Annotated in this window: 14 protein-coding genes; 5 read left to right on the plus strand and 9 right to left on the minus strand. The window is 48.0% G+C overall.

Going from position 1 to position 24625, the window contains the following annotated elements:
• Positions 1-15: 15 nt before the first annotated feature.
• The 6 genes from NYE38_RS11650 to fabD are packed head-to-tail and all read right to left on the minus strand — an operon-like array spanning position 16 to position 18338.
• The gene (locus NYE38_RS11650; protein WP_340802494.1) at positions 16-12609 is read right to left on the minus strand and encodes a type I polyketide synthase; all 12594 of its coding nucleotides are present in this window, start codon (positions 12607-12609) and stop codon (positions 16-18) included.
• Between the two features lie 39 nt (positions 12610-12648).
• Complete coding sequence (locus tag NYE38_RS11655) at positions 12649-13386, minus strand: SDR family oxidoreductase (protein WP_014418315.1); 738 nt, start codon at positions 13384-13386, stop codon at positions 12649-12651.
• Between the two features lie 14 nt (positions 13387-13400).
• Entirely contained in the window at positions 13401-14765 is a 1365-nt protein-coding gene (locus tag NYE38_RS11660) for an AMP-binding protein (protein WP_014418316.1), read from the minus strand.
• On the minus strand, positions 14762-15034 hold the full coding sequence (locus NYE38_RS11665; RefSeq protein ID WP_017418095.1) for an acyl carrier protein: 273 nt from the start codon (positions 15032-15034) through the stop codon (positions 14762-14764). The genes NYE38_RS11660 and NYE38_RS11665 overlap by 4 nt, the downstream gene beginning before the upstream one ends.
• A 24-nt stretch (positions 15035-15058) precedes the next feature.
• Entirely contained in the window at positions 15059-16039 is a 981-nt protein-coding gene (locus NYE38_RS11670; protein WP_340802492.1) for an LnmK family bifunctional acyltransferase/decarboxylase, read from the minus strand.
• A 40-nt stretch (positions 16040-16079) separates the two neighbouring features.
• The gene (gene fabD, locus NYE38_RS11675; protein WP_017418096.1) at positions 16080-18338 is read right to left on the minus strand and encodes an ACP S-malonyltransferase; all 2259 of its coding nucleotides are present in this window, start codon (positions 18336-18338) and stop codon (positions 16080-16082) included.
• Positions 18339-19072: 734 nt separating this feature from the next.
• Between fabD and loaP the strand changes: the two genes are divergently transcribed.
• Both loaP and NYE38_RS11685 read left to right on the plus strand, forming a co-directional pair.
• Entirely contained in the window at positions 19073-19603 is a 531-nt protein-coding gene (gene loaP, locus NYE38_RS11680) for an antiterminator LoaP (RefSeq protein WP_025649872.1), read from the plus strand.
• Between the two features lie 35 nt (positions 19604-19638).
• A complete protein-coding gene (locus tag NYE38_RS11685) occupies positions 19639-19872 on the plus strand; it encodes a cupin domain-containing protein (protein ID WP_025649871.1) in 234 nt (77 codons plus the stop codon).
• Positions 19873-19947: 75 nt separating this feature from the next.
• Here the strand turns inward: NYE38_RS11685 and NYE38_RS11690 are convergent, their stop codons facing one another.
• Entirely contained in the window at positions 19948-20826 is an 879-nt protein-coding gene (locus tag NYE38_RS11690) for a LysR family transcriptional regulator (protein ID WP_022552993.1), read from the minus strand.
• Between the two features lie 138 nt (positions 20827-20964).
• Between NYE38_RS11690 and NYE38_RS11695 the strand changes: the two genes are divergently transcribed.
• From NYE38_RS11695 to NYE38_RS11705, 3 genes are all read left to right on the plus strand, one after another.
• Complete coding sequence (locus tag NYE38_RS11695; protein WP_021494284.1) at positions 20965-21288, plus strand: GlpM family protein; 324 nt, start codon at positions 20965-20967, stop codon at positions 21286-21288.
• A 138-nt stretch (positions 21289-21426) separates the two neighbouring features.
• Positions 21427-22443, plus strand: coding sequence for an NADPH dehydrogenase NamA (namA, locus tag NYE38_RS11700; protein ID WP_003153250.1), 1017 nt, complete (start codon positions 21427-21429; stop codon positions 22441-22443).
• A gap of 113 nt (positions 22444-22556) precedes the next feature.
• Entirely contained in the window at positions 22557-23330 is a 774-nt protein-coding gene (locus NYE38_RS11705; protein WP_014418323.1) for an alpha/beta hydrolase, read from the plus strand.
• A gap of 49 nt (positions 23331-23379) precedes the next feature.
• On the opposite strand, the gene rpmG is transcribed toward NYE38_RS11705, so the two are convergent.
• Both rpmG and rnz read right to left on the minus strand, forming a co-directional pair.
• A complete protein-coding gene (rpmG, locus tag NYE38_RS11710; protein WP_003153246.1) occupies positions 23380-23529 on the minus strand; it encodes a 50S ribosomal protein L33 in 150 nt (49 codons plus the stop codon).
• A gap of 78 nt (positions 23530-23607) precedes the next feature.
• Positions 23608-24534 (minus strand): ribonuclease Z, encoded by a 927-nt coding sequence (gene rnz / locus NYE38_RS11715; RefSeq protein WP_017418101.1) that lies wholly within the window; start codon positions 24532-24534, stop codon positions 23608-23610.
• Between the last annotated feature and the right edge of the window lie 91 nt (positions 24535-24625).

The raw sequence follows: 24625 nt of genomic DNA on the forward strand, positions 1-24625 counted from the left end.
GTTTCCTCCATTACGCTAATCCCTGTAAAAACCGATCGTTCTTTTTACAGCGGCTTCTATGCTTATTTCGTTTTTCTCCAATTCATCTAGCAGGCGCTCATAAGTCTCAAGCGGGGACGTATCAGTCTCGTAAGTCTCCCGGTGCCTTATATGCTGCGCACTGTGCGGTATCCAGCAATGTGTTTTCGCAAAAGGATAGACGGGCAGGCTGACTTTTTTTGGCCTTTCGTCCGGATATAATTTATTCCAGTCGACATGTAAACCTTGCACCCATAATTTTGCAAGTATTGCATACTTTCCTGCTTCCATCCATTGATCTACGGTTCCGCTCATTTCTGCGTTGTCCGTCATCTCTGTAAACAGCTGTTTCATCGCTTTGTTCCGGCCTGTAAAGAAATTCTGCCCCGTCTCCTTGCCGCTGAGGAAATCATTCAGCGCGTTCGTAAGCTCTTCTTTTGTTTCAGCAATGACGGCAAGGCGCTCTTCCATTTCATCCCGGCCAAGCTGAAGCGTATAAGCGATACCCGCAAGAGCTCCGTCAGCTGAATGTGACTTTTCCAAATATCTGCGCAGCTGTTCCGCACGTTCCTTCAGCTGTTCCGCCGTCTTTGCCGAGAGAATGAATAAGGACGGCTGAAGTTCACCGGACGTCCATTGTTTCTCTTCAACAGGAGAAACATATTCTTCGAGCACGACATGAGCATTGACACCGCCAAATCCGAACGAGCTGACACCCGCTCTCCGCGGCAGTTCATTTCCGCTATCATCAGTCGCCGCTTTCCACGGCTGAGTGTCGCGGACGAAATAAAACGGGCTGCCGTCGAGGCTGATATACGGATTAACGGTTTCACAATGCAGACTTTTAATGAGCGTTTTGTGCTGCATCTGCAAAATAATTTTTAAAAGCCCGGCCATGCCGGCGGCAAGCTCTGTGTGGCCGATATTCGTTTTGACGGAACCGAGGCCGCAATGAGGCTGATCGGGCGCCGTTACTCCGGCTTTCTGATAAAGCGCTGCAAAAGCCGCTTTGAGTCCGTTGATTTCTATCGGATCTCCGAGCGCCGTTCCCGTGCCGTGAGCTTCAATATAACTCACTGTACGGGGGTCGATGTTCGCTTGCTGATACGCTTTTATCATGACTTCTGTCTGTGCTTTCGGATTCGGCGATGTAAGGGAAGCCGCCCGTCCGCCATGATTTTCCGCCGTTCCGCGAATAACGGCATAAATACGGTCGCCGTCACGTTCCGCATCGGATAATGTTTTCAAAACAATCATGCCGGCACCTTCAGCTCTGACATACCCGTCCGCTTGATCGGAAAATGTTTTGCAGCGCCCGTCTTCACTGAGCATTCCCGCTTTATTAAAGCTGATATGCATATCCGGCGACACAATGGCATTGACGCCTCCTGCAATCGCGATGCCGCAGTCTCCGGCCTGAATTGCCCTGACCGCACGGTGAATGGCGACCAATGAGCTTGAACAGGCGGTTTCAATCGGTTCGCTCGGCCCATGTATATTCAGAAAATAGCTCATGCGGTTCGGACCGATTGACGGAACCGTTCCGGCGGCGGAAGAACCCTCAATCTCTATATGGAACTTTGAAGCTTCCTGAGCGTAACCGCTGTTTGCCGTGCCTGCAAAAATGCCTGTATTTGTACCTGACAGGCTTTTGGCAGAGCAGCCGGCATCTTCAATCGCTTTCCATACATGCATCATTAAAAGTCTTTGCTGAGGATCCATCATTTCGGCTTCATGCGGAGAAATACCGAAAAATAAAGGATCAAATTGAGCGGTTTCATCAATGAAGCCGCCCCACTTTACATTGCTCGCATTTTTATCTTTCTGCGGATCTCCGTAATACTGTCTCCAGTCCCAGCGTTCCGGCGGTATTTCAGAAATGCAGTCCTTTTCTCCGGCTAAATTCTCCCAAAACATTTCCGGATTTTCAGCCATTGGAAATGCACAGCTGATTCCGATTATCGCCACGGGCTCAGGTGCAGCTGCGGTTTTTGTTTTAGGAAGGCGGGACGGAATCGAGAATGGCTCCGTCTTCATTTTTTTACGCACAACCGGTTTCTCCGTTTCTGTTTCTGCCTGTGAGCCGAATGTATCCGGATGTTCCGTCAGCAAGTATTGGGCAAAACTAAAGACTGTCGGGTATTCAAAAAACACGGCCGGTGTCAGTTCAAGCCCATACATTTTATTTAGTTCATTTGCAAACTGCGTGAATGAAACCGAATCAAATCCATAATCTCTCATCTCTGATTCAGCATCTATCTCGTCTTCTTTCACCTTCAGAATGCCTGATATCATATGTTTGAGTTCCGCTTGTACTTTATTTGGCAGATGGACGTGCGTCTTCCTTGACACATGAATGCTACGGGACGATTCCGGCGCTTCAGGCATCAGGTTTTTTCGAATCCGTTTTTCGTCGCCTTCTGCCACCATGACCTGGTGTTCTCCGGAGGCAAAAGCGGCGTAAAGCGCTTGGATGCCTGAGGTCGATCGCATGGCTTTCATTCCGGTCTGTTCGTACATCAGCCGTTCGGTCTCTTTGTCCACGCGCATACCGCCTTCTTTCCAAAGCGGCCAGTTGACGGACAGGGTCTGCCCGCTCCGCTCGTTGTCCCGCACGAGACGGTTTCGGCGGGCTGCATAAACATCCATAAATGCGTTGGCTGCCGCATAACCGGCCTGCCCCGGATTTCCCATGCCTCCCGCCAAGGAAGAAAACAGAATGAAAAAGTCCAGCCGCACATCTTTCGCTGCTTCATCAAGATTGATAAGCCCTTTCACTTTCGGCGCCATGACGGTCTTCCGTTCGTTTTCTGTCTGGTTCAGAATGTAGTTGTCGGCGATCACGCCGGCCCCGTGAATGATCCCGTCAAGTGTTCCGTGCTCCTCCTGTATGCCGCGGACGAGGGCGATGACCGCCGCCTTGTCTGTCACGTCAACCGGTTTGTAAAATACGCGGGCACCCGACGCTTCCAAGCGCCGTAAGCGGGCGGAGCGGTCTTCATCAAGCGCTTCCGCCCTCCCCGTTAATATGAGGACGGCGTTTTTGACGCGGGAGGCTATTTCTTCAGCGAAAATCAGTCCGATGCCGCCCGCTCCCCCCGTGAGGAGGTAGACCCCTTCGTCTTTCCACGGAACGGCGCCGCTTTGAGGCGCCGGCAGATGACGCCAGTTTCTGACGAGACGTTTGCCGGCTTCATAACGGATTTCCGCTTGTTCAGGATGCGCCCGATTTTCTTTCAGCTTGGCAAGAAGCGATGATGCTGACTCGTCCGGATCGGCTTGGATGACTTGGCCGTACAGCTTCGGATGTTCAAGGTGAGCCGTTTTCAGAAAAGCGGCCAGCCCCGCCAATACATTGTCTTCCCCCCTGTCGGGGACAAGAAGCTGGATCAGCGTTTTTTTCTTCTGCTTTTCTTTGATAAGACGCGTGACGATCGCTGACAGCTCCGCCGCGCAGGCGTTATAACGGTCTTCAATCGGACCTTCGCTGTCAGCCGCACATACGGCGCCGCTTATGTCCTCAGCATTCATTCCGCCATACAGCGTCACGTATCTGAAAGACGCTTCTTGTCCGCCGCCTTCATCCGGCGGTGATTCCTGCCACTTTGGCTGAAGCAAGAGCGGTTTTTCCTCCGTTTCCTCTTCCAGAAAACGGGCGGTGAGTCCCGTCAATCGGACACATACCGCGCCGTTTTCGTCACACAGCTCAATATGATAGGCGCCTTCCGCTGAGGAAAGCACCGCCCACATCGTCTCACGGCACGCAGAAAACACCTGCATATCCTGGAGGGCAAACGGCAGAAACGGCCGTCCGGACGCGGAACCGTCCGAGAGCACGAGACCGATAGAAGCCTGAAGGGCGGCGTCCAGCATGCTCGGATGCAGGATGAACGTCTCCTTTTCTTCGCGGGCGGACGGCGGGAGAATGAGCTTTGCGAGCACTTCTCCGCTTCCGGCATAGACGGCGTCAAGCGCCTGATGCGACGGTCCGTAGGTGATGCCGAGGCTGTCGAACGCTTCATAGCACTCAGCCTTTGACATACGCCGGCCGCCGCAGCGCGCCTGAATCGCTTCCACATCGAGTACAGGAGCACGCTCCGTCTCTTCGAGCACGGCCTTTCCCTGGAAAAAGACAAGCGGCTCTTCCCCTTCGGCATACGCTTCAAAAGCGATGTCTCCGTTTTCTTCCGGCTGAAGTTTTACATGAAGCGTCACTCCTTCAGAAAGCGCCGTCACCGGCCGGAGCCAAACAATCTGTTTGAGCCGGACACCCGTTTTCCCGCCGGGCAAGTCTTCAGCGGCAAGTGTAACGGCGGCCCGGGCCATTTCTAAAGCAGCTGCGCCCGGAAGCACCGGTTTTCCATTGACGATATGATCGGCAAAAAACGGTTCATGCCCTGAAAAAACAGAAGTAAAACGCTGGGCGGTAAAGGTCGATGTATTCGCATGGAGCAGCGGGTGGAGTCTGGCTGCTTTCTCACTTTCCGCTGAGCCTGTTTTGTCAAGTGACACATCAGCTTTTGTCACCCAATATCGGTCTTTGGCAAAAGGGTAGGCCGGGAGACTGATGCGGCCCGGGTTGCGCTGATAAAGAGCTGACCAATCGACGTCAAGTCCTTTAACCCAAAGGTCAAGCAGCTTTCCGTATTTCCCTTTTTTCAGCCAGGCATTTATGGTAAGCGCCATATCTTCATCAGAAGTGAGCGAAGCCGCCAATGAATGATGTTTGGCTGTCCTGCCCCGCCAGATATGAGCATGTTCGATATTATGATCGTTTGAGAAACTCATAAGCTTCATTTTCAGTTCTTCTATCGACTCGGCCGTAAATGCAAGCCGCTCAGCCATCGGTTCTCTTCCCGCCTGAAGCGTGTAAGCGATCTTGGCCAAATCCCCGTCAGAACGTTTTTTTCTTATGACATCATCCAGAAGCTGGCGGGCGCGCTCTGTCAATTGGTGCTCATTTCGCGCTGATAAAATAATAACAGCCGGTTTTTGCGGAGAAACAGCTGCGGTTTCCATTGGTTTCAGGCTGTCAGACGGCACATATTCCTGAATGATGACATGCGCGTTTGAACCTCCTGCTCCAAACGAGGAAATGCCGGCAATTCTCGGATATTCCTTCATTTCACCCGTGATATTCAAGACAGGTCGTTTCCATTCCGTTTCTTTTTGCTGTACGAAAAACGGAGTGTGCTCAAACTCAATATTCGGATTCAATTCCGCCGCATGCAATGAAGGGGCAATCCTCTTATGTTTCAATTGCAGAAGCAGTTTGGTGATCCCCGCAATCCCGGCAGCGCTTTCTAAATGTCCGATATTTGATTTAATGGAACCGATGGAACAAAACTGCCGGTCTTCTGTTGTCAGGCGAAAAGCTTTCGTTAACCCGTCGATTTCAATCGGATCACCGAGCGCAGTGCCCGTTCCGTGCGCTTCCAAGTAACTGACCGTTCTCGGGTGAATGTCTGTCCGTTTCAACGTCTCTGCGATCAGATCAAACTGCGCTTTCGGATTCGGCACCATATAAGCGTTTGTCCTGCCTGCTGCGTTCAGCATGCTTCCTTTGATAACGCCGTAAATATGATCGCCGTCTTTCTCCGCTTGAGCAAGCGGCTTTAACACAATCGCCCCTACTCCTTCACCGTCAACAAAACCGTCCGCACCGTCTCCGAAAGATTTGCATTTATCACCGGGAGACAGCATTGAAAAAGCGGACAGCCGCTCATAGTGGGCCGGATCAACGATAAGATTGACTCCGCCGGCAATCGCTGTTTCACTCATTCCGCTCCGCAGGCTTTCTGCGGCGAGATGGACAGCTGTTAAAGAAGAAGAGCATGCTGTATCCACAGCCATACTCGGCCCTTGGAAATTGAACAAAAACGATACTCTGTTTGCGATAGACCAGTCGCTGGGAACTGTCGGGTAATTGCTGTTCATCACACCGACAAAGACTCCGATTTTCCGGCTGTCACAAAGCGCGGCCGGGGTGTACCCCGCATCTTCAATGCTTGAATAAGCAGTCTGCAGAAACAATCTTTCCTGCGGATCCATCCTTTCAGCTTCCGCGGGAGATATACGGAAAAACAGCGGATCAAATGTATCAATGTCATCGAGAAAACCGCCCCATTTTGAATAAATGGACCCCCATTTTCCGCGTTCCTCGTTATAAAACGTTTTCCAGTCCCAGCGATCTTTCGGCACTTCAGTAATAGAATGCCTGCCGGCTTTTACATTTTCCCACAGCTCATTAACGTGATCGGCGCCCGGATACCGGCCTGACAAACCGATGACAGCGATATCCCGGATATAGGGATCTCCGTTCGTCCTGCTGCCTTCCTCGTTTTGAGGAATCTTGTTTTGTTTTACATTCAGATTATCTGTGTGATCAGACAGCTGCTCCTCACGCACACCCATCGCTTTCATAAATGCTCCCCGCTGAGAAAGAAGCAGGTAATCCGCAATTTCTTCTATCGTCTGATATTCAAAAAAGAGGGTGCTGGTCATTTGGTCAAACACGTTACGAAAAGCATTCGTGAGCCTGACGACCAGAATAGAATCCAAACCGTATGCGGTTAAGGAAACCGACGGATCCATTCTCCCGCTCGGAATCTTCAGCGTTTTTCCTATTAATTCCGTCAGATATGTGATGCCCCGTTCTCTTACGTTTGGAATCGGCGCGGCGCTTTCTGCGGGAGCCTGCACCCGTCCGGCGTTTTCGGGATGAGCCGGTCCATTCCCGAATTGCCGCTCGAGCGCTTCTTTACGGGAAGACAGAAAGTAATCAGCAAGCTCATCAATGGTTTGATATTCAAAAAACAAAGTGCTGCTGACAGAACCGAAGACGTCTTTTAACGCGTTGGTCAGTCTGACGACCAGTATGGAATCCAATCCGTATGCGGTTAAAGGTTCATGGGATAAAAGACGATGCGCCGGCACTTTAAGCGCTTCACCGATGACCTTCTTCATCAGTTCAACGCTTTTTTCTCTCAGGCTGAAATGCAAGGTATCATCCGAAAGACCATCTGCGTCATACGGACGGCGCTCCGGCTTTTCTTCTGACGCCTGCGGGAGGGCAAGCCTGACCGTTCCGTCACTTTCAGCCGCTATAATCTGCTGGCCTAAGTCGTGTGCGGCTTCAGCCGGAAACAGAGGATGGACGAATCCTTCAAGCGAAAGCGCTTCCGCCCAGCCGGCCGGCTCAACCCCCGGACAGCCCGGAATCCGTAAATCATGATCCTCATACAGCCACCAGCCTTCAAGAAGGCCGAACGTCACATGGTTGAATATGGTGCGGCTGTTGATCTCATTTATAAACAGCTGGCCGTTTTTTTGCAGCATTGCTTTCGCATGGCGCAGCGCAGAGCGGATATTTTTTGTCGCATGAAGCACATTGGTCGCGATCACTGCGTCATACGTGCCGATGTCCGGCGCTTCTGTTGATACCGGCTGCTCAGCGTTGAATATTTTATAAGTGACATAAGGATATTCCGGATCGAATATGTCTTCTGCATGTAAAAGAAATGCTTTAGAAATATCCGTGAAACAATATTCGGCAATATGCGCTTCATACGGTTTCAATTTTCTCATGACCGCGGCGCTCGTCCCGCCCGTTCCGGCTCCGATTTCTAAGATGCGGATTTTCGCCTGCGGGTCTTTTTCCAGACGTTCCCGCAGAACTGCAATCAATGTGTCAGCAAGCTTGTCATTGAAAAAATCAGAAATGATATTATTGCGGTAAATGCCTTCCACAAGACGGAAGGAGGAGTCAGGGAACATCACTTCCGTTGCCGGAAGCTTACCGGTTAAAATGTCTGGAAGCACACGCAATGTCTCTTCTGCCAATCTGACATGCGCCCTCATGTCTTTCTGGCGCAGCCAAGTCTCTTTTTTCCGCTCCCATTCCTCCCACACCTGCCCTAAATCCGTTTTTTCCGGAGCAAGCGCTAATGTATTCAGGAGGACAAAGCTCTCTTTCAGCCATCTGCTGTATTGTTCCGTTATGCCGGCAGCCGATTGAAATAACGGCAAAGCCTGATCAAGCCCGGCTCCCATCTCATAAAGGGTTGATACAAGCATTTTTTCAATAAGGGATTCCATCTCTCTCATGCAGCTCATGACACTTGATGCTTTTAACCGCTCAGCTTCGTCATTCTGCGTGATGTTAACCGCTAATTGTCCGAGTGCGGAAGGAATCTTTTCCGGATAAACCGTTACTTGTTCTTTCAGATCGTCCTTCATAAAAAGCGGATCTGTCGTTTTGATCAGCGCCAGCTGGTCATGAGGTCCGGAAAGCAGGGTTTCCAGCGTTTTCATCGCTTCGGGCGCCTCAATAGAAGCGATTCCGTCCCGCTCCATCCGTTTCCGGTATTGTTCTGAAGCGACAACGCCGACACTTCCCCAAAAGCCCCAATTGACAACTTTTACGGCATACGGCGCTTTTTGGGAGATCCGCTTAGCAAAAGCGTCTTTAAACGTGCACCCGGCGGCATAATTGCTTTGTCCCGGCGCTTTTTGAAACGACATCATCGAAGAGAAAAACAGCAAGAAATCCAGGGGTTCCCCTTCAGCTACCCGGGCAATCTGCAAGCTCACATCAGTTTTTACAGAAAGTGAAGCGCGGAACTGATCCTCTTCCATATTGGCAAAACTTTGGTCTGATAACACGATGGCGGAATGAATGATTCCGCGGACCTTTCCATTTTCCTTCACAATGGTGTCATACGCCCGTTTGAGAGAGTCATAATCCGCGGCATCCGCGCTGAAATATTGCGGTGCGGGACCTAAAGCTGCAAGTCTTTTCAGCTTTCTTTCAATCTGTGTATCTTTTTTCCGTCTCCCGATCCAGACAATTTTCGCCTGATAGGTCTGAATCATATATTCAGTCCATACTTCTCCTATTCCGCCTGCTCCGCCGATAATCACATAAACCCCGCCGTGCCGGTATAATGAAGGCTCATCTGCATGAGGCCGGCAGACGGCCAATTGCTGTCTGTGCCACTGACCTGCACGAAAGACCCACGGATTTCCCTCGGGGTCCGCCGGTAAAGAGAAGACATGGGGAAGATGCCGGTCTCCCCTTTGAGATTCCAAATCAAGAAGCCGGATGCTCCAATTGGTGTATTCTTTTGCGAGCGATCCCGCTAATCCGTGTATGCTTGCATGACTCGGATTGACCTCATCATGTTCATGAATCGGCTGTGCTTGAAACGTGCAGATTGTCAATGATAGTTGTTCCGTGTCAAAATTCAGAAACAGAAGCGCTTTTATCAGCCGGAAAAGCTGCATGACCCCGTGCTCCTGTCCCTCGGCCGTATCCGCATCATAAACGGATGGAATGGGATGATCCGGCGCCGCCCATATCATGTGTTGAAAAGAATCTTGCGCTTTCAGTGTTTCAGCCATTTGTTCCGCGCTGTCCAAAGAAGTGATGTCCGGAAAACGGACATCGGAATACATCTCTTTCAAAGCCTGCTGAACATCCGGCCCGGCCCCGATGACGATTATTTTTTCTTCACGCATGAAAGACATGCCGGTTTCCGGAATGGTGACGGTGTTCCAAACCGGTGTCATAAGCAATTCCGTTTCACGGCTTTTCTTCGGCGTGACGCCGGCTTTTTGGTTAAACCCGGCGCTTTCCTGCACCTCTTTTATGATAAAATCTTTCACTGCCGCCAGCAACACGCCGCGCTCATCACAAATATGCAGATCAAATTGGTGAACGGAGGCCGCTTTTACCTCCGCATGCACAAATACGGTTTTCGCTAACGGTTCAAGCAGCTGTATTTCTCCGAAGGAAAACGGTACGATAAGCGCAGGCTCTTTTTGAAATTGCAGCACATGCGCCATTGCAGTTTGAACAGCGCCATCCATTAAGGACGGATGTAGGATGTACTGTTTAAAATCGGCTTCCAAGTGTGACGGGAGCGTTAATTTGGCCAGTGCTTTCCTTTCTGTATAAGAGAACTCGCGGATGACCTGAAAACTGTCCTTTTGCACGATTCCCGCCTCAGAGAACGAGTGATAGATGTCTTTCGGCTCCGTTCTCTGCGCAAATGGCGCCGGGAGCTGAAAAGCCGGGGCCTCAAAAGACGCTCCTTTTTCTTTACAAATCACTTCTCCTTGCGAAAAGAGGATGCCGTCCGCTCCTTTTTCTTTAATAACATAACTTATACGCTCTTTTTCCGCTTCAAACTCTATCATGACGGATCTTAGGTCTGTCCCTGTCACAATCGGCTCCATGTACCACACATTTTGGAGAGAGACGACCGGGCGTTCTCCCCACAATCCCGCGCCGTATGCCGCCATTTCCAGATGACAGACTCCGGGAAGCACATATTTTTCGTTCACTAAATGATCTTTAAAGAAATATTCATCCTTGGAAAATATCTTTTGAAACATCCCTTTCCGGGCGGATGAAATATTCTCATCAAGCAGAGGATGCAGCGCTTCACGCCTTTTGGTATTTTGGGGCTTTTTTGTATACCGCTTTTTTTGATCGGTCAGCCAGGACGTTTCCTTTAAAAACGGGTACGTAGGAAGCGGAACTTTCTGATACGGCGTTTCCGGCTTTTTGCAACCTTGAAGACCTTTCACCCACAGCGCGGCAAATTTCTCAGGATCTGAAACGGATTGGCCTGAAACGTCCGGCCGCCCGGGTGACGCTTTTCCGAAGTAAATATGCCTTTCGTCTCTGTGACCGCTTACAAATCCGTCCAATCGCTGTTTCAGCTCAGAAAGGGATGATGCAATGACAGCAAGCCGGAAGGAGAAAGGCTCTCTGCCTGACAATAGGGTGGCAGCGATATTTTCCAGACTGTATCCGCCGGCAGAAGGCAGGTTTTCCAATCGGGCAAGAAAGGAGCTTAATTTCCCGGCATATTCTTTCAGCTGCTGTTCGGAATGTGCGCTTAATACGACAGCATGCGGTTTTTGCTCAGTATTCTTGTCCGCTTGCCGTTTTGGCTGATAAGCACCTACGATCAGATGGGCATTAGAGCCTCCTGCGCCGAATGAACTGATTGCGGCGATTCTCGGTTTATCTCCTTCAGCCGGCCACGGCCGGTTGTTTCGAACGATATAAAATGGCGAATCAGAAAAAGAAATCTTGCGGTTCAGTTCCTCGGAGTGCAGACTGGCGGGAAGCGTTTCATGTTTCATGCTTAAAAGCACCTTGATTAAACCGGCGATCCCTGCAGCCGCTTCCAAATGTCCGATATTGGATTTCACCGAGCCGATTCCGCAGTCATTTTTCTCATCGGTCTGTTTATCAAATGCCATAGACAGGCCGCGTATCTCAATCGGATCGCCGAGCGCCGTGCCGGTTCCGTGAGCTTCAATGTAGCTGATATCCGCCGGACTTACCGCGGCTCTGTTTAGAGCGGATAAAATCAAGTCCCGGTGCGCTTCCGGATTCGGCACCGTATACCCGGTCGTTTTGCCGCCGTGATTAGTGGCGGACCCCTTAATGACACCGTAGATGTGGTCTTTGTCCGCAATCGCTTTTTTCAATGGTTTTAACAAAACGGCTCCCGCGCCTTCGCCGGGCACGTAACCGTCTCCGCCTTCACCGAAACTGCGGCATTTTCCTTCAGAAGACAGAAAATGCGATTGGCTTAAAAACATGTATTTTTGCGGATGTAAGCTGAGGTTGACGCCTCCGGCCAGCGCCATTTCACAGTCGCCCGACATAATGGCCTGACAAGCCTGATGGACGGCGACAAGCGATGAAGAACACGCCGTATCAACAGCGATGCTCGGGCCATGGAGATCAAGGAAATAAGAAACCCGGTTCGGAATGCCCCAATATAAGGAGCCGGGGCCTTTGTACTGATCTTTGAGGAAACCTTCTTCGTGTGCAATTAATGAATATTCATTCCAGGTCACTCCGGCGAATACACCGATTTGATCCGTCGGCCTCGCCGCCGGGTTCCCGTAACCGGCATCCTCCATTGCTTCCCAGCAGCACGTGACATACAATTTTTGCTGAGGGTCCATTAAATCAGCTTCCCACGGGGAAACAGAAAAAAACAGCGGGTCAAATTGATCCGGATGATCAATAAAACCTCCCCATTTACTGTATGACGCGTATTCTGCCGTTTTCTCTTCCGAGTAATAAGAGCTGTCCCATCTATCCTCTGGGATTTCGGAGACACAATCTTTATTTTCTATTAAATTGGTCCAAAAATCATGCTGGTTTTCCGCTTTCGGAAACATCCCGCTCATTCCGATAACCGCAATATCAGAGCTGCCGTCCGTTCCCGGTTCAGGCACCTTTTCAGCCGCCTGTACAGGAAGCAATTCTTCTTCCTGCCGACTTCCCGTATCAGGCTCCGTTTCTTTGAATTCAAGAACGCTTTCGGGATTTCGTTTCTGCGCACTTAAAAACTCACTCAATTTCTCAATGTTCGGATATTCAAACAGCAGCGTTTCAGAAAGGCCGGTAAATTCTTTATGCAATATGGTCATGATTTCTTCACTGATGAGAGACGTCACGCCAAGAGTAAAAAAAGCGGTTTTATCTTCTGCTTCGGTCACCTCGGCACCCAGCTTTTGCGCTATTACCGTTCTTAAAAATTCGTTAATACATTTCATGAGGATACCATCCCTTGTACAAAAGAATTTTTCTGTGCTTTAACAAGTTAATCCGCCGTCTATCGCAATTGTCTGTCCGGTCATAAAGGACGATTCAGGAGAAAGCAGGAAACGAACGAGTCCGGTCATATCGTCTGTTTCGCCTAAACGTCCCATCGGCGTCCTTCTGATAATCTGCGATTTTTGTTTTTCCGGCATATTTTTCGTCATATCGGTGTCCACAAAACCGGGCGCAAGTGAATTGACACGGATTCCTTTAGACCCGAGCTCCCTGGCCAGGCTTCGCGTCAAGCCGTCAAGAGCCGCTTTGGATGCGCTGTAGACTGAAGTGCCTTTAAATCCTCTTGAGCCGATAATGGAGCTTATGTTAACGATTGATCCGGAATTTTGTTTCAGCATGACACGGGAAACGTTTCGGGTCAGCTTGATGACTGAACCAATATTCAGATTGAGGATGCGGTCAATGTCTTCATCATTGGTCAGGGGCAGAAGCTGATCAAGGTTCAAACCGGCGTTATTGACCAAGCCGTCTATTCTGGAAAACTTGCGGTATACTTGAAGAACAAACTGTTTCATGGCGGCAGCATCCGCCGCATCCGCCGCTTCCCAATAAAAGCGGCCGCGGTACTTTTCACTCTCTCTCAATGTGTTAATAAAATCAGATTCACTGCGGCTGAAAGCGGCTACTTTGTAATCCTCATCCAAAAGCGTCTGTACAATCGCTTTTCCCAGCCCCCGGCTTCCTCCGCTGACGACCGCTACTTTTCCGTTATTCATATTTGCCTCCTGTTTTACACGTTTCTTATTTTTTTAAATCGATCATTAGACAGTTTCCGATCTGTAACAGAGATGATCTGCGGTATCTGATATGGCTGCAGCTTCTGTCTGCAATGAGCTACGGCCCGCTTTCTGAAAGATTTGATATCTTCCTCTTTTTCAAGCACGGCCTCTGCCGCGACAATCTCGCCCGTAATCGGATTTTTTCTGCCCGTTATGAGAACATCCCGGACATTCGGTATCTCCAGAAAGACGCTTTCCACCTCTGCCGGAAACACTTTCTCTCCGCCCACATTAATGATTTCACTCTTTCTTCCGAGAATTCTTATATATTCGCCGTCTGTTTCCACCTGGTCACCGGTGTCGTACCAGCCGTCCTCATCGAAGGGTGACGGTGCGTTTAAATAGCCGAGCATCGCTGACTCAGAACGAACCCAAAGCGTGCCTCCGGTAATTTTGGTCTCTGTTCCGGCACCGCCCACTTTCATCCAAGTGGATTGGCTGTCTTTTGATTTCGTTGAGAATATACCCAGTTCAGTTAATCCGTATGTTTGTTTCAGCCTTACATCCGGAAACAGCCGGTGGATGCCGCGCAGCGTTGATTGGGGCATCGGTTCTGTGCCGTAAGTGATCAGCCGGAGTGAAGAGAGGTTATAGCCGGCATCCGCCTTGGACATCAGCAGCATGTTTAAAAAGGTCGGGGTGGCGGGGAGCACTTGGACAGCATGTTTGTCGACCGCCTGATAAACGGACTCCGGCGTTCTGCTGTCTGATGTGACGATCGTCCCCCCGTTAAACAGAATCGCAAACAGCGTATTAATGCCGCCTATATGATCCAATTTCAGAAAAATAAGCGTACGCAGCGGTTTTCTCTTCGCCGTTTTATATTTTTCAAGCAGCCGGCCGGCGCTTAACACGGATGCTTTGCTTTTGCCGGAGGTTCCCGATGTGAAAATAATAATGCCTGACTCCCCTCTCTCGCGCAGGTCATCAAGCAGAGGGTGAGAGGCGCTTTCAGAACCTTCACGAAGCGTCCAGCTGTCATTTTCATTTATTTCAATGATTTGATTCACTTTCGCGTCTTCAAACATATCGAGATGCTTTTCCCTTGATTCATTGCTGAGAGGGACAACGATATTTCGGTTTAACAAAAGCGCCATCAGCAAAAAAATGGCGTTCGGGGAATAATCCCCGATAAGCGCCACACATTCTCCTTCACGTATTCCGTTTTGTTCAAGTTCTTTCTGAAAAAAGCTGATTCGTGTCAGCAAATCATCATACGTAAAAGTCTGCCCTTTAAAAATGAGAAACTCACTGTCTTGCGTTTCCCTAAGCTTATCAGTCACCCAGCTGATATCTCCCCCGCTTTCTGTTTTCATGATTGAGCACTGTCCATATATTTTTGATAAATATCACAAATGCTGCCGACGGTTGTAATGCTGGAAATTGTTTCTCCTTGGGAAAAAGGATCTACTCCGGTTTCCATCTCTATCTGTGCGACTAATTGAGCGATATCCAGTGATGAGAAGCCCAGATCCTCTATGACTCTCACATCATCTCCCGCTTCGACGGCCCGATATGACTGCTGTTCTTGAATGTCCTGAATGATTTGAGCGATGATCTGCTTCATTTCCTTGGTTTGTTCCATTTGCTTTCAGCTCCATTCTTCATTTTATAAACTTCTGATGACCCGTTTATAATCCGGAATATGATCTTGTGAAGAGGTCGGCACCGCCAGCAGCTTATCCACCTTGGAAATGGCCAGCAATGTATGATTTCTTTTCATATAGACTTCAATCTGATAGCTGATTTTCGCCACCGAGATCATACCGAGGGACTCACCGTGAAAGTCGGGATCGCATTCTTCAATGTGTCCCGTCATATAAATATCAAGCTCTTCATCTGCAAAACAATTTCCGTAATAATACGTCTCTCTTTCAAGCAAAAATAAATGCCGCGAGATTGAAACCGGAAAACCCGGCTTCGACCGGCGCGTCATCCATTCAAATTCCGCCGCATCCATTATCTTGCTGAATTTCGCAAACACCATGGCATGCCCGGGCGCAGCATCCTGATCAACAGGAACCCGATATGAAACGGGGTCTGCTGTTTTGAGATTGCCCGGCTTCATACCGAAGGCGTCCGTTCTGATTTTCTTTGACCGCATCAGCGCGTAAGGCGGCTTGGCTAGCTTAGAAAGTTCCGCAATGCATTCAGCCTTAGGCGCTGAGACTTTGCGGGTCGAACCTTCTGTTTGTGTGACGTCGACGACAATTAAACTATTGGCTTTCATAGAAGGAAACCGTCCGCGGTCCCACTCGCTTTTATCAGAGCTGACCGCTCCTTTCGGCCCGAACAAATAATCAGATTCTAATATGGTTTCTCCAAACCGGGAGATATCGACTCCGACGGAAACCTCGTCCCATAATCGGTACTGATCAAGAGGCTTATCTGAAGGAACTTTGAGATGTGTCATAAAATAAGCCGGATACAAAATCAGCCCTTGGTGATCGGCCATCTGATCAGGCCGGAATCCCGTTCCGTCCGTTAAATGGTGACTGTGTGCGTTGCCGAATAACAGCAGCAGCGCGTACTCATTCAAATTCCCTAACCCGACATGGCTCATCGTTAATTCATGATTTTCAATCAGCATGGTCTGTCCTCCGCAGAAAAAATGTAATGGCTGGTCATACTCAGCCTGTAATCGATACCAGCCTTTGCGCAAGAAGGCCGGCTGTTTCTTCCATGAGCTGTTTGCCGATCAGATCGACATGCCTGTTTCTCCAATTTTCAAGCGGGGTTCCTTTCACCCATTGATTAAACGCGCCGAGCGCAGGGCCGCAATGAATTTGGTAATCTATTTTACTTTCGCTTTTTCCTTCCAGAGCGAGCCTTGTCGTATGAGAAAAATACCATTTAAATACCATCGCCATTTTGTGTTTCGGATTCTGTTCGGCTTTGGCGATCTGTGCAGGAGATTTATCACGTTTCAACTGCTCATACACCTCTTCAAAACTGCGCTGGAAATACTTTTCTTCAATTAATGTTTTCGTTTTTTCATCTATTTCATCTAAAGAATTGTATTGTCTGTACAAGTCAAAAAGTTTATTGGCTCTTGCCGGGAAAAACAGGCCTTTTTTCAGCACCTGCACCCTTGCTCCCGCTTCAAACATATCTCCCGCGGGAGCGTATGACGTATCCTGCACGTTCGCTTCTTGAAGCAGATCTTTCACTGAATCACTTGTCCCGGCTTCGACCGTGCATTGATTAATAGAACCGGTTCCGATAAATTCGGCGCCGAGCAGAAACGCCGCAGCAGCCGCTTCCGGAGTGCCGATGCCCCCGGCTGCGCCGATTCTTACTTTTTTCGCATAACCGTGCTTCTCCATCATGCGGTCTCTGAGTCTGATCATGGCAGGCATTAATGTATACGGAATCCCTTGGTCGGTATGCCCTCCTGAATCCGCTTCAACGCAAATGTCATCAGCCATCGGAATTTCTTTGGCAAGCGCCGCTTCCCCGGCTGTCAGCCGATTATCAGACACAAGTCTTTCCAGCACATGAGCCGGAGCCGGACTTAGAAAGGCCTCAGCGACTTCAGGCCGGGATACTTTCGCGATGATTCTGTTTTGAACTGACACCGACCCGTCATGATTCCTGCTTAATCCCTTTGCCCTGTATATAACGAGAGCGGGGGTTATGCCCATAAATGCCGATGCTTCAATAAGATGAATGCCGTTTTTCAAATATAAATCTATCATTCTGACTTCCTTGTCAGATGACATCATATGATGAAGAAGATTCATTCCGAATGTTTCCCCTTGCCGCAGTGCAGACCGGATGGTTCCGATGGCCTGTCCGATCCGTTCGATACTCAATCCGCCCGTTCCGAAAAAGCCCAGCATTCCCGCTTTTGCCGCTTTAATGACCATCTGTTCCGAAGCAATTCCCCTGTACATGGAGCCCGTCATGTAAGCATATTGGATGTTATACTCTTTTTTAAAATCTTCGTTCCCTAATCTCATTCCCGCCGTTTTTTGCGAATCAGCTGCCGATGCTTTAACATCAGCAGTATCAGACTCTTCTTTCGGCATAGGTAATGGGACGGCATCTTTTTTAATCTGACGCGTCAGTTTTGTCAGCACTTCCCCGGGCCCGACTTCTGCAATTTCATTATTTTCAAGTCCCATCAGACGGCGTATCGTGTCCGTCCACTTTACCTGATTGGTCATTTGCAGAGTCAGATTTGTTTTGATTTCATCATTCTTATAAGGTGCGGCATGAAGATTTGAGATCACCGGAAAACGAAGAGGCAAAAACGCCGTTTCTTCTAAATAATCTGCAAACTCTTTTTCAGCATCTTTCATATAGCGGGAATGGAAGGCGCCGCTCACATTTAAAGGAAGGTACATTCTCACGCCGGCTTTTTCAAAGACGGGGCCCGCTTTTTCAATGTCTTGTTTCGTTCCGGCGATCACAATTTGCGAAGGTGAATTGTGGTTAGCGATATCAATGCCGGTCAGATGATAATCGGATAGAACCTCTTTTACTTGTTCAGCCGTAAACCCCAAAACCGCCGCCATGCCTCCGGGAGCTGCCTTGCTCATGAGCTCCCCTCTTTTTTTAACAAGCTGCAAACCGGTCTCAAAATCAAAGCAGCCGGCCGCAAATAACGCATTATATTCTCCTAAACTGTGCCCTGCGGCGTAATCAGGCTCTCTGCCGGACTCTTTCATTTTCTTTAAATAACTGAGTGCACTCACCGTATATAACGCCGGCTGGGTAAATTGCGTTTTCCCCAGCTGGTGATTCGGATCCTCCAGACACAATTCTTCTATAGAGTAGCCTAATATGTCATCAGCCTGACGTGTCAGATCTTGAAATTCATCAAACAGTCCGGCTCCCATTCCTTTAAATTGAGAACCCTGCCCCGGGAACACAAACGTAAGCATCTTATCCTCATCCTTTCCGCATCGCCAATTTTGCACATCACATGTGGTTCTCCATACAAAAACGTCTCTTATTTTCATATATTGACTGGTGTAAACACCGGCATAAAAATAAAAACACAAACGCGTTTGCGATTCAGCACAGGTTTAAAAATCGCAAACGCATTGTGTTTTCCTTTTCTAACATAATTTATATTAAAACATATTGCTTGTTTACTGAATGTTTCTCATGACAAGCTGCAGTGCCAATATGCCCGAAAACAGCGATGACGGCACACTTCTCCCTTATCATGTATATGTAGATATATACACTACAATCATTTTTATAATCCCTATTTCCTCTTCAACGTGCCGAAACAGCGATTGAAATTTAATAGGTGCTTTACATCAATTTAATAAATTTAACAAATAGTTGCTATTTAAAGAGAATAATATCAATTTATAGATAATAATGTCAAGGCTTTATTTCGTTATTTTCTGACATTTATTCCACAGTTTTATATTCGGTGGACAGTCGGCATAATTGTTTCGGGATAAATGTCAGATAATTCCCTGAACCCTTTTCATGTCAAAGAAAATTCATCGCTTCTCTGTCAATTGGGTCTATACTTATTTTTCATTTTCATATATTATGTAAAAAAAAGACGAATTAGAAAAATTTTTAATCACTTTAAATACTATCCATTAAATACTTTCTTTGTATAATAATTTCTTATTATTCTAAGGAGGATCCAGTCATGAAATGGTACGCACTTTTTGTAGAGTCCGGAAAAGAAGAAGCAGTTCAAAAATTTCTGGGTCTGCAGTTTGATGAGCAGGCTCTCTACTCAATCATACCCAAGAAAAAAGTCACAGAACGAAAAGCCGGAATCAAATACGAGGCACTCAAAAAGATGTTTCCGGGATATGTGCTGTTTAAAACGAAGATGACAGAGCGGACATTTCATAAAATCAAAGAACTCCCCATTTCATGCAGAATCGTGAATAACGGCGCATATTATTCCAAAGAGCGTAAAACCTATTTCACGACAATTAAGGATGAAGAAATCCTCCCTATTATCAGGCTGATCGGAGAAGGAGACACTGTAGATTATTCAAAAGTCTATATTGAAAATTCAAAAGTAACCGTTGCCTCAGGGCCTCTTAAAGGAATGGAAGGCATTATTAAAAAGATCGATAAAAGGAAAAGACGCGCCAAAATCTGCCTGTCTTTTATGGGACTGGACAAAATGGTCAACGTCGGAATTGAAGTGCTCTCCAAACCCTAGCATGTCAAAAAAAGCATCAACAGCATGTGCCGTTGATGCCCTTTTTATATAAACAAACGAAAGCCCGCCATCAAAATAATCCCGCTCACCACCGTCACGGTCAGACTTTTTGTTTTCAAGGCATAGTTGACCTGAAGCCGGGCTGCGCCCATGAGGCAACATCACATTTAGGGGAAGAATACATTTTAATCAAAAGCGGTGAATTGACGGTTGAGCTTTATGACGAAAAGCATGTGCTGACTTCGGGCGACGCCGCACAGTTATTTTAATTCCTCGGATGAACCGGTGACATATTTTATGCTGGTCTATTATGATGAACCGGCTTAAACGCATATCAGGCTTCTTCAGACAGAAGCCTGATGGACCGCAACCCATTCTTGTATGCATTGAATCAGTTTCTGGACAGAAGGTGTCTGCGTCTCCTTTGCATGAGCTGTCAAAATGCCGAGCTGCCTGGAGACATACCGGTCGAACCGTTTGATGAGCACATCACAATCATTCACCAAAAGCTGCGGCAAGATGCTGATCCCCAGATTGTTCCGCACCATTGCAATAATCGCTTCATCCCCTCTGATTTGATAAGCGACCCGCGGCGTGATCTTTTCTTCCTTCAGCACTTTCAGCACATCAAAATGTGTCTCCGGATAAGGCACGATACATTTGACGGACTCCATGACATGTAACGGAACCGTTTCACATTGCGCCAACTCATGCTGCGGGCTCATCACCGCTACAATCGGGTCCTCTGCCAACGGGTAAAAATACCACTTCTCGCTGTGGGATGTCCCGATCGCCGCATCAATCCGGTCATCTTTCAGCCATTCTTCCAGTTCAGTAGAATTTCCTTCAAACAAATGCACCTTAATGGAAGGATACAGCTCATTAAATTCCCTCAAAATTTTCGGCAGCCATTTTACAGCCACGCTCGTAACAGTGCCGAGCCGGACTTCCCCTCTTTCTAACCCATTAATATTATCAACGGTTTCAGACAGTTTTTCATAGTTTTTTTGAATTTCCTTCATAATATGTAACACTTTCAAGCCATTTGCGGTCGGCCTCACTCCATGCCGCTGTCTGATCAAAAGCGGAAAACCGTACTCTTCCTCTAATTTACTGATCATTTGGCTGATGTTCGGCTGTGTGTAATTCAATATGGCAGCGGCTTGGGTCAGGCTGCCGCTTTCAACCGTTTTAATAAAGGCTAAATGCTTCTTTAAATCCAACCGGCTTCATCTCCCGGATATCATTCTTTATTATCCAATGCATTAGTTATATTTAGTTTACTTATACATCACTCAAAAATAAAATGGCAATGTCTCCATCATTATACTTGATAACAAACAGAAGGTGAGCGTTTCAGCATGAGTTTTCTCATTCAATTTTTTATCGGCGGCACTGTTATGGCGGCCGCCGCGTATTTAAGCAAATCGAAATACTTATTTTTATCAGGCGTTATTACATTGCTTCCGATCATGACGTTACTGAATATTCACTTGCAGCTGAAAAATATGAGCCCCGACGATTTCAGAGCCGCTCAAAAAAACGGAATATTCGGTGCCTTCGGCGCGGTGATCTTCATCAGCAGTATTTTCATTCTGACAAACTGGTTCAAAGGAGGCCACGCAGTCATCGGTGCGTTTCTCATCTATATTTGCTATATGATCGGCTGTAAATGCCTGTTATGAAGATACGGCACCGATGTGTATAAAAAAATGCACTTCCAGAACAATAATAACAATGCACTCAGTCGTGAGCAGTTTATATGACTGAATGATCATGAATTGTTATAATCAATGTCTAAAACATTCCGGGAGGCGAAATAAATGGCCAGAAAATTATTCACACCATGGACCGTTAAAGATGTAACGATCAAAAACCGTATTGTTATGGCACCGATGTGCATGTATTCCTCACATGAGAAGGACGGAAAACTGCAGCCTTTTCATATGGCGCACTACATATCGCGTGCAATCGGACAGGTCGGCCTGATTATCGTGGAAGCGACAGCCGTTAATCCGCAGGGGCGCATTTCCGATCAGGATTTGGGCATTTGGAGCGATGATCATATCGAAGGTTTTGCCAAACTGACGGAACAAGTGAAAGCGCAAGGATCTAAAATCGGCATTCAGCTTGCACACGCCGGACGTAAAGCTGAGCTTGAGGGAGACATTTACGCTCCGTCAGCCATTCCGTTCGATGAGCAGTCCAAAACACCGGCTGAAATGACGACAGAACAAATTAAAGAAACCATTCAGGAATTCAAACAGGCAGCGGCGCGCGCGAAAGAAGCGGGCTTTGACATTATTGAACTTCATGCGGCACACGGCTACTTAATGCACGAATTTTTGTCCCCTCTGTCCAATCACCGTACAGACGAATACGGAGGCTCACATGAAAATCGCTACCGCTTCTTAGGCGAGACCATTGAAGCCGTCAAGGAAGTCTGGGACGGCCCGTTATTTGTCCGTATTTCTGCATCGGATTATACAGACAAAGGGCTGGACATTGCGGATCATATCGGTTTTGCGAAGTGGATGAAAGAACAGGGAGTCGACCTCATTGATTGCAGCTCAGGCGCACTCGTTCAAGCTGATATTAACGTCTTCCCAGGCTACCAAGTGAGCTTTGCGGAGAAAATCCGTGAACAGGCCGAAATCGCAACAGGCGCCGTCGGTTTGATAACGACGGGAACAATGGCGGAAGAAATTCTGCAAAACAACCGCGCTGACCTTATTTTTGTCGCGAGAGAACTTCTGCGCGATCCGCATTTTGCAAGGAGTGCAGCGAAGCAGCTGAATACTGAAATACCGTCACCGGTTCAATACGACAGAGCATGGTGATGAAGTGACAGCCGGAGTTTTTCGATCCGGCTGTCTCTTTTTTTATTTTTTGAGAAACGATTGCCGAAGCTTCTCCGTCTTCCCTATAGAACCAATTAGAGGGGATGACTCCAATGAAAGCAGCATGGATGGAAAGGACATATCTGATTGACGGGTGTCCGTTTTATACGAAACACCGTAAAGGCGCCGGCGAAGTGACGATCGTCTTTGAAGCCGGCTACGGCACTTCTTCTGAAACATGGACATCATTACTCGCTGACATAGATGAAGAATTTGGGGTTTTCACATATGACAGAGCCGGAATCGGCAAAAGCGGACAAAGCCGAAACAAGAGAACGGCGGACCACATGGTACAGGAATTAAACGCTCTTCTTCTGAAGGCCGGCGTCAAGCCTCCTTATCTTGTCGTCTCGCATTCATACGGCGCGATTATCAGCAGACTTTGGGCGAGCCGGAACCGCCGGGATATTCTCGGGATGGTGATGCTTGATCCGGTTTCTGAGGATCAGGAGACGAAAGTGCTTCCGCTTCTTCCCGAAGAAATGAAAGCCGCCTATTTGAAACAGTTCATATTGGAAGGATCACACGCGGAATTTTTGACGAGCCTTCGTCAGATCAAGCATCAGCAGATTCATTTCGGCGATATGCCGCTGTTGATTTTATCATCGGGAGAGCGGGATGAGCACTTAAAGCACGCTCATGAACAATGGGTGAAACTGCACAGAAGCATGCTTGATGTCTCTTATCAAAGCGGATGGATTCAGGCCAAAAACAGTTCTCATGCCATTCACCACGATGAACCGCACATCGTCCACCTTGCCATTTATGATGTTTGGTGCGCGGTGCGCCAGCAAATGAATGCTCCTGCCTATCAGGCGGTAAACTGATAAAACAAAAGCCATTGTGCAACGGCACAATGGCTTTTGTTATCGTGATCTATTTTGTCTCACGATGCAACGTATACTTTTTCAACCGGGGTGAATACTTTTTCATTTCTAACCGGTCCGGATTCGTCCGTTTGTTCTTCGTCGTAATATAATTTCTGTCCCCTGTCTCTGTACAGGCCAATGTAACATTCACACGCATCATTTTCACCCCTTATACAAATCGTAATTATTTCGTTTTATTATATCTCATCAGAAAAAAATGTCAAGCGTCCATTTTTTAAGACCGCTCCACAGTGACCTCCATGAAGTCAAATGCGATCTTACTGTTTTCAAATACCGCTTTCGCCTCATGTTCGAGACGCTCTATCGGCGATTCACCCTGATACCTTGCGCTGATATGAGTTAAAATCAGCTGTTTGGCGCCTGCTTTTTTTGCCGTTTGCGCAGCCTGTTCTGTCGTTGCGTGATAATAATTATGTGCGAGCTTTGCATCTTCCTTGGCAAACGTCGCTTCATGAACAAGCACATCCGCATTGCGCGCCAGCTCCGTTACCCGCTCTGATGCCCTCGTATCCCCGGAAAAAGCGACGATTCTCCCTTTTTTCGGCGGTTCCAAAAAATCCCGCCCGTTAATGATTCTGCCATCGTCAAGTGTGACCGTTTCGCCTTTTTTGATTTTCTGATAGACGGGTCCGGGCGGGATATTCATTTCTTTCAATCTGCCGGCCTGCAACGCGCCGGGAATATCCTTTTCCTGAACCCGGTAGCCGAACGCTTCCACGCCGTGAATGACGGATGCTGCGGTAACAATGAATTGCTCATCTTCAAAAACCGTCCCCTCTTCGATTTCATGTACGGTAAGAGGATACGTCAGATGAGTCGCCGTCACGTGCAGGCTTGTTTCGATAAAGGCTTTAATGCCTTTTGGCCCGTAAATCGTCAGCTCTTCTTCACCGCCCTGAAATGAACGGCTCCCCAACAGACCCGGAAGACCGTAAACATGGTCGCCGTGAAGGTGGGTGATGAAAATCTTCTCAATTTTCCTCGGTTTGATTGTTGTATGTAATATCTGATGCTGAGTGGCTTCTCCGCAATCAAACAGCCATACGGAACGCCTTTCTTCAAGAAGCTTCAGCGCGACGGACGTTACGTTTCTCGTCTTTGCCGGCATGCCGGCCCCCGTCCCTAAAAATAATAATTCCACAATGCTTCCTCCTAGATCTTTGTACTACTAAGGATACAGGATCAAGCTGAAAATGTGAATTCGCCAGGGGCGCCCCCGGCATGATTAATTT

This window comes from Bacillus sp. EU63, assembly GCF_038592915.1.
Taxonomy (GTDB): domain Bacteria; phylum Bacillota; class Bacilli; order Bacillales; family Bacillaceae; genus Bacillus; species Bacillus velezensis.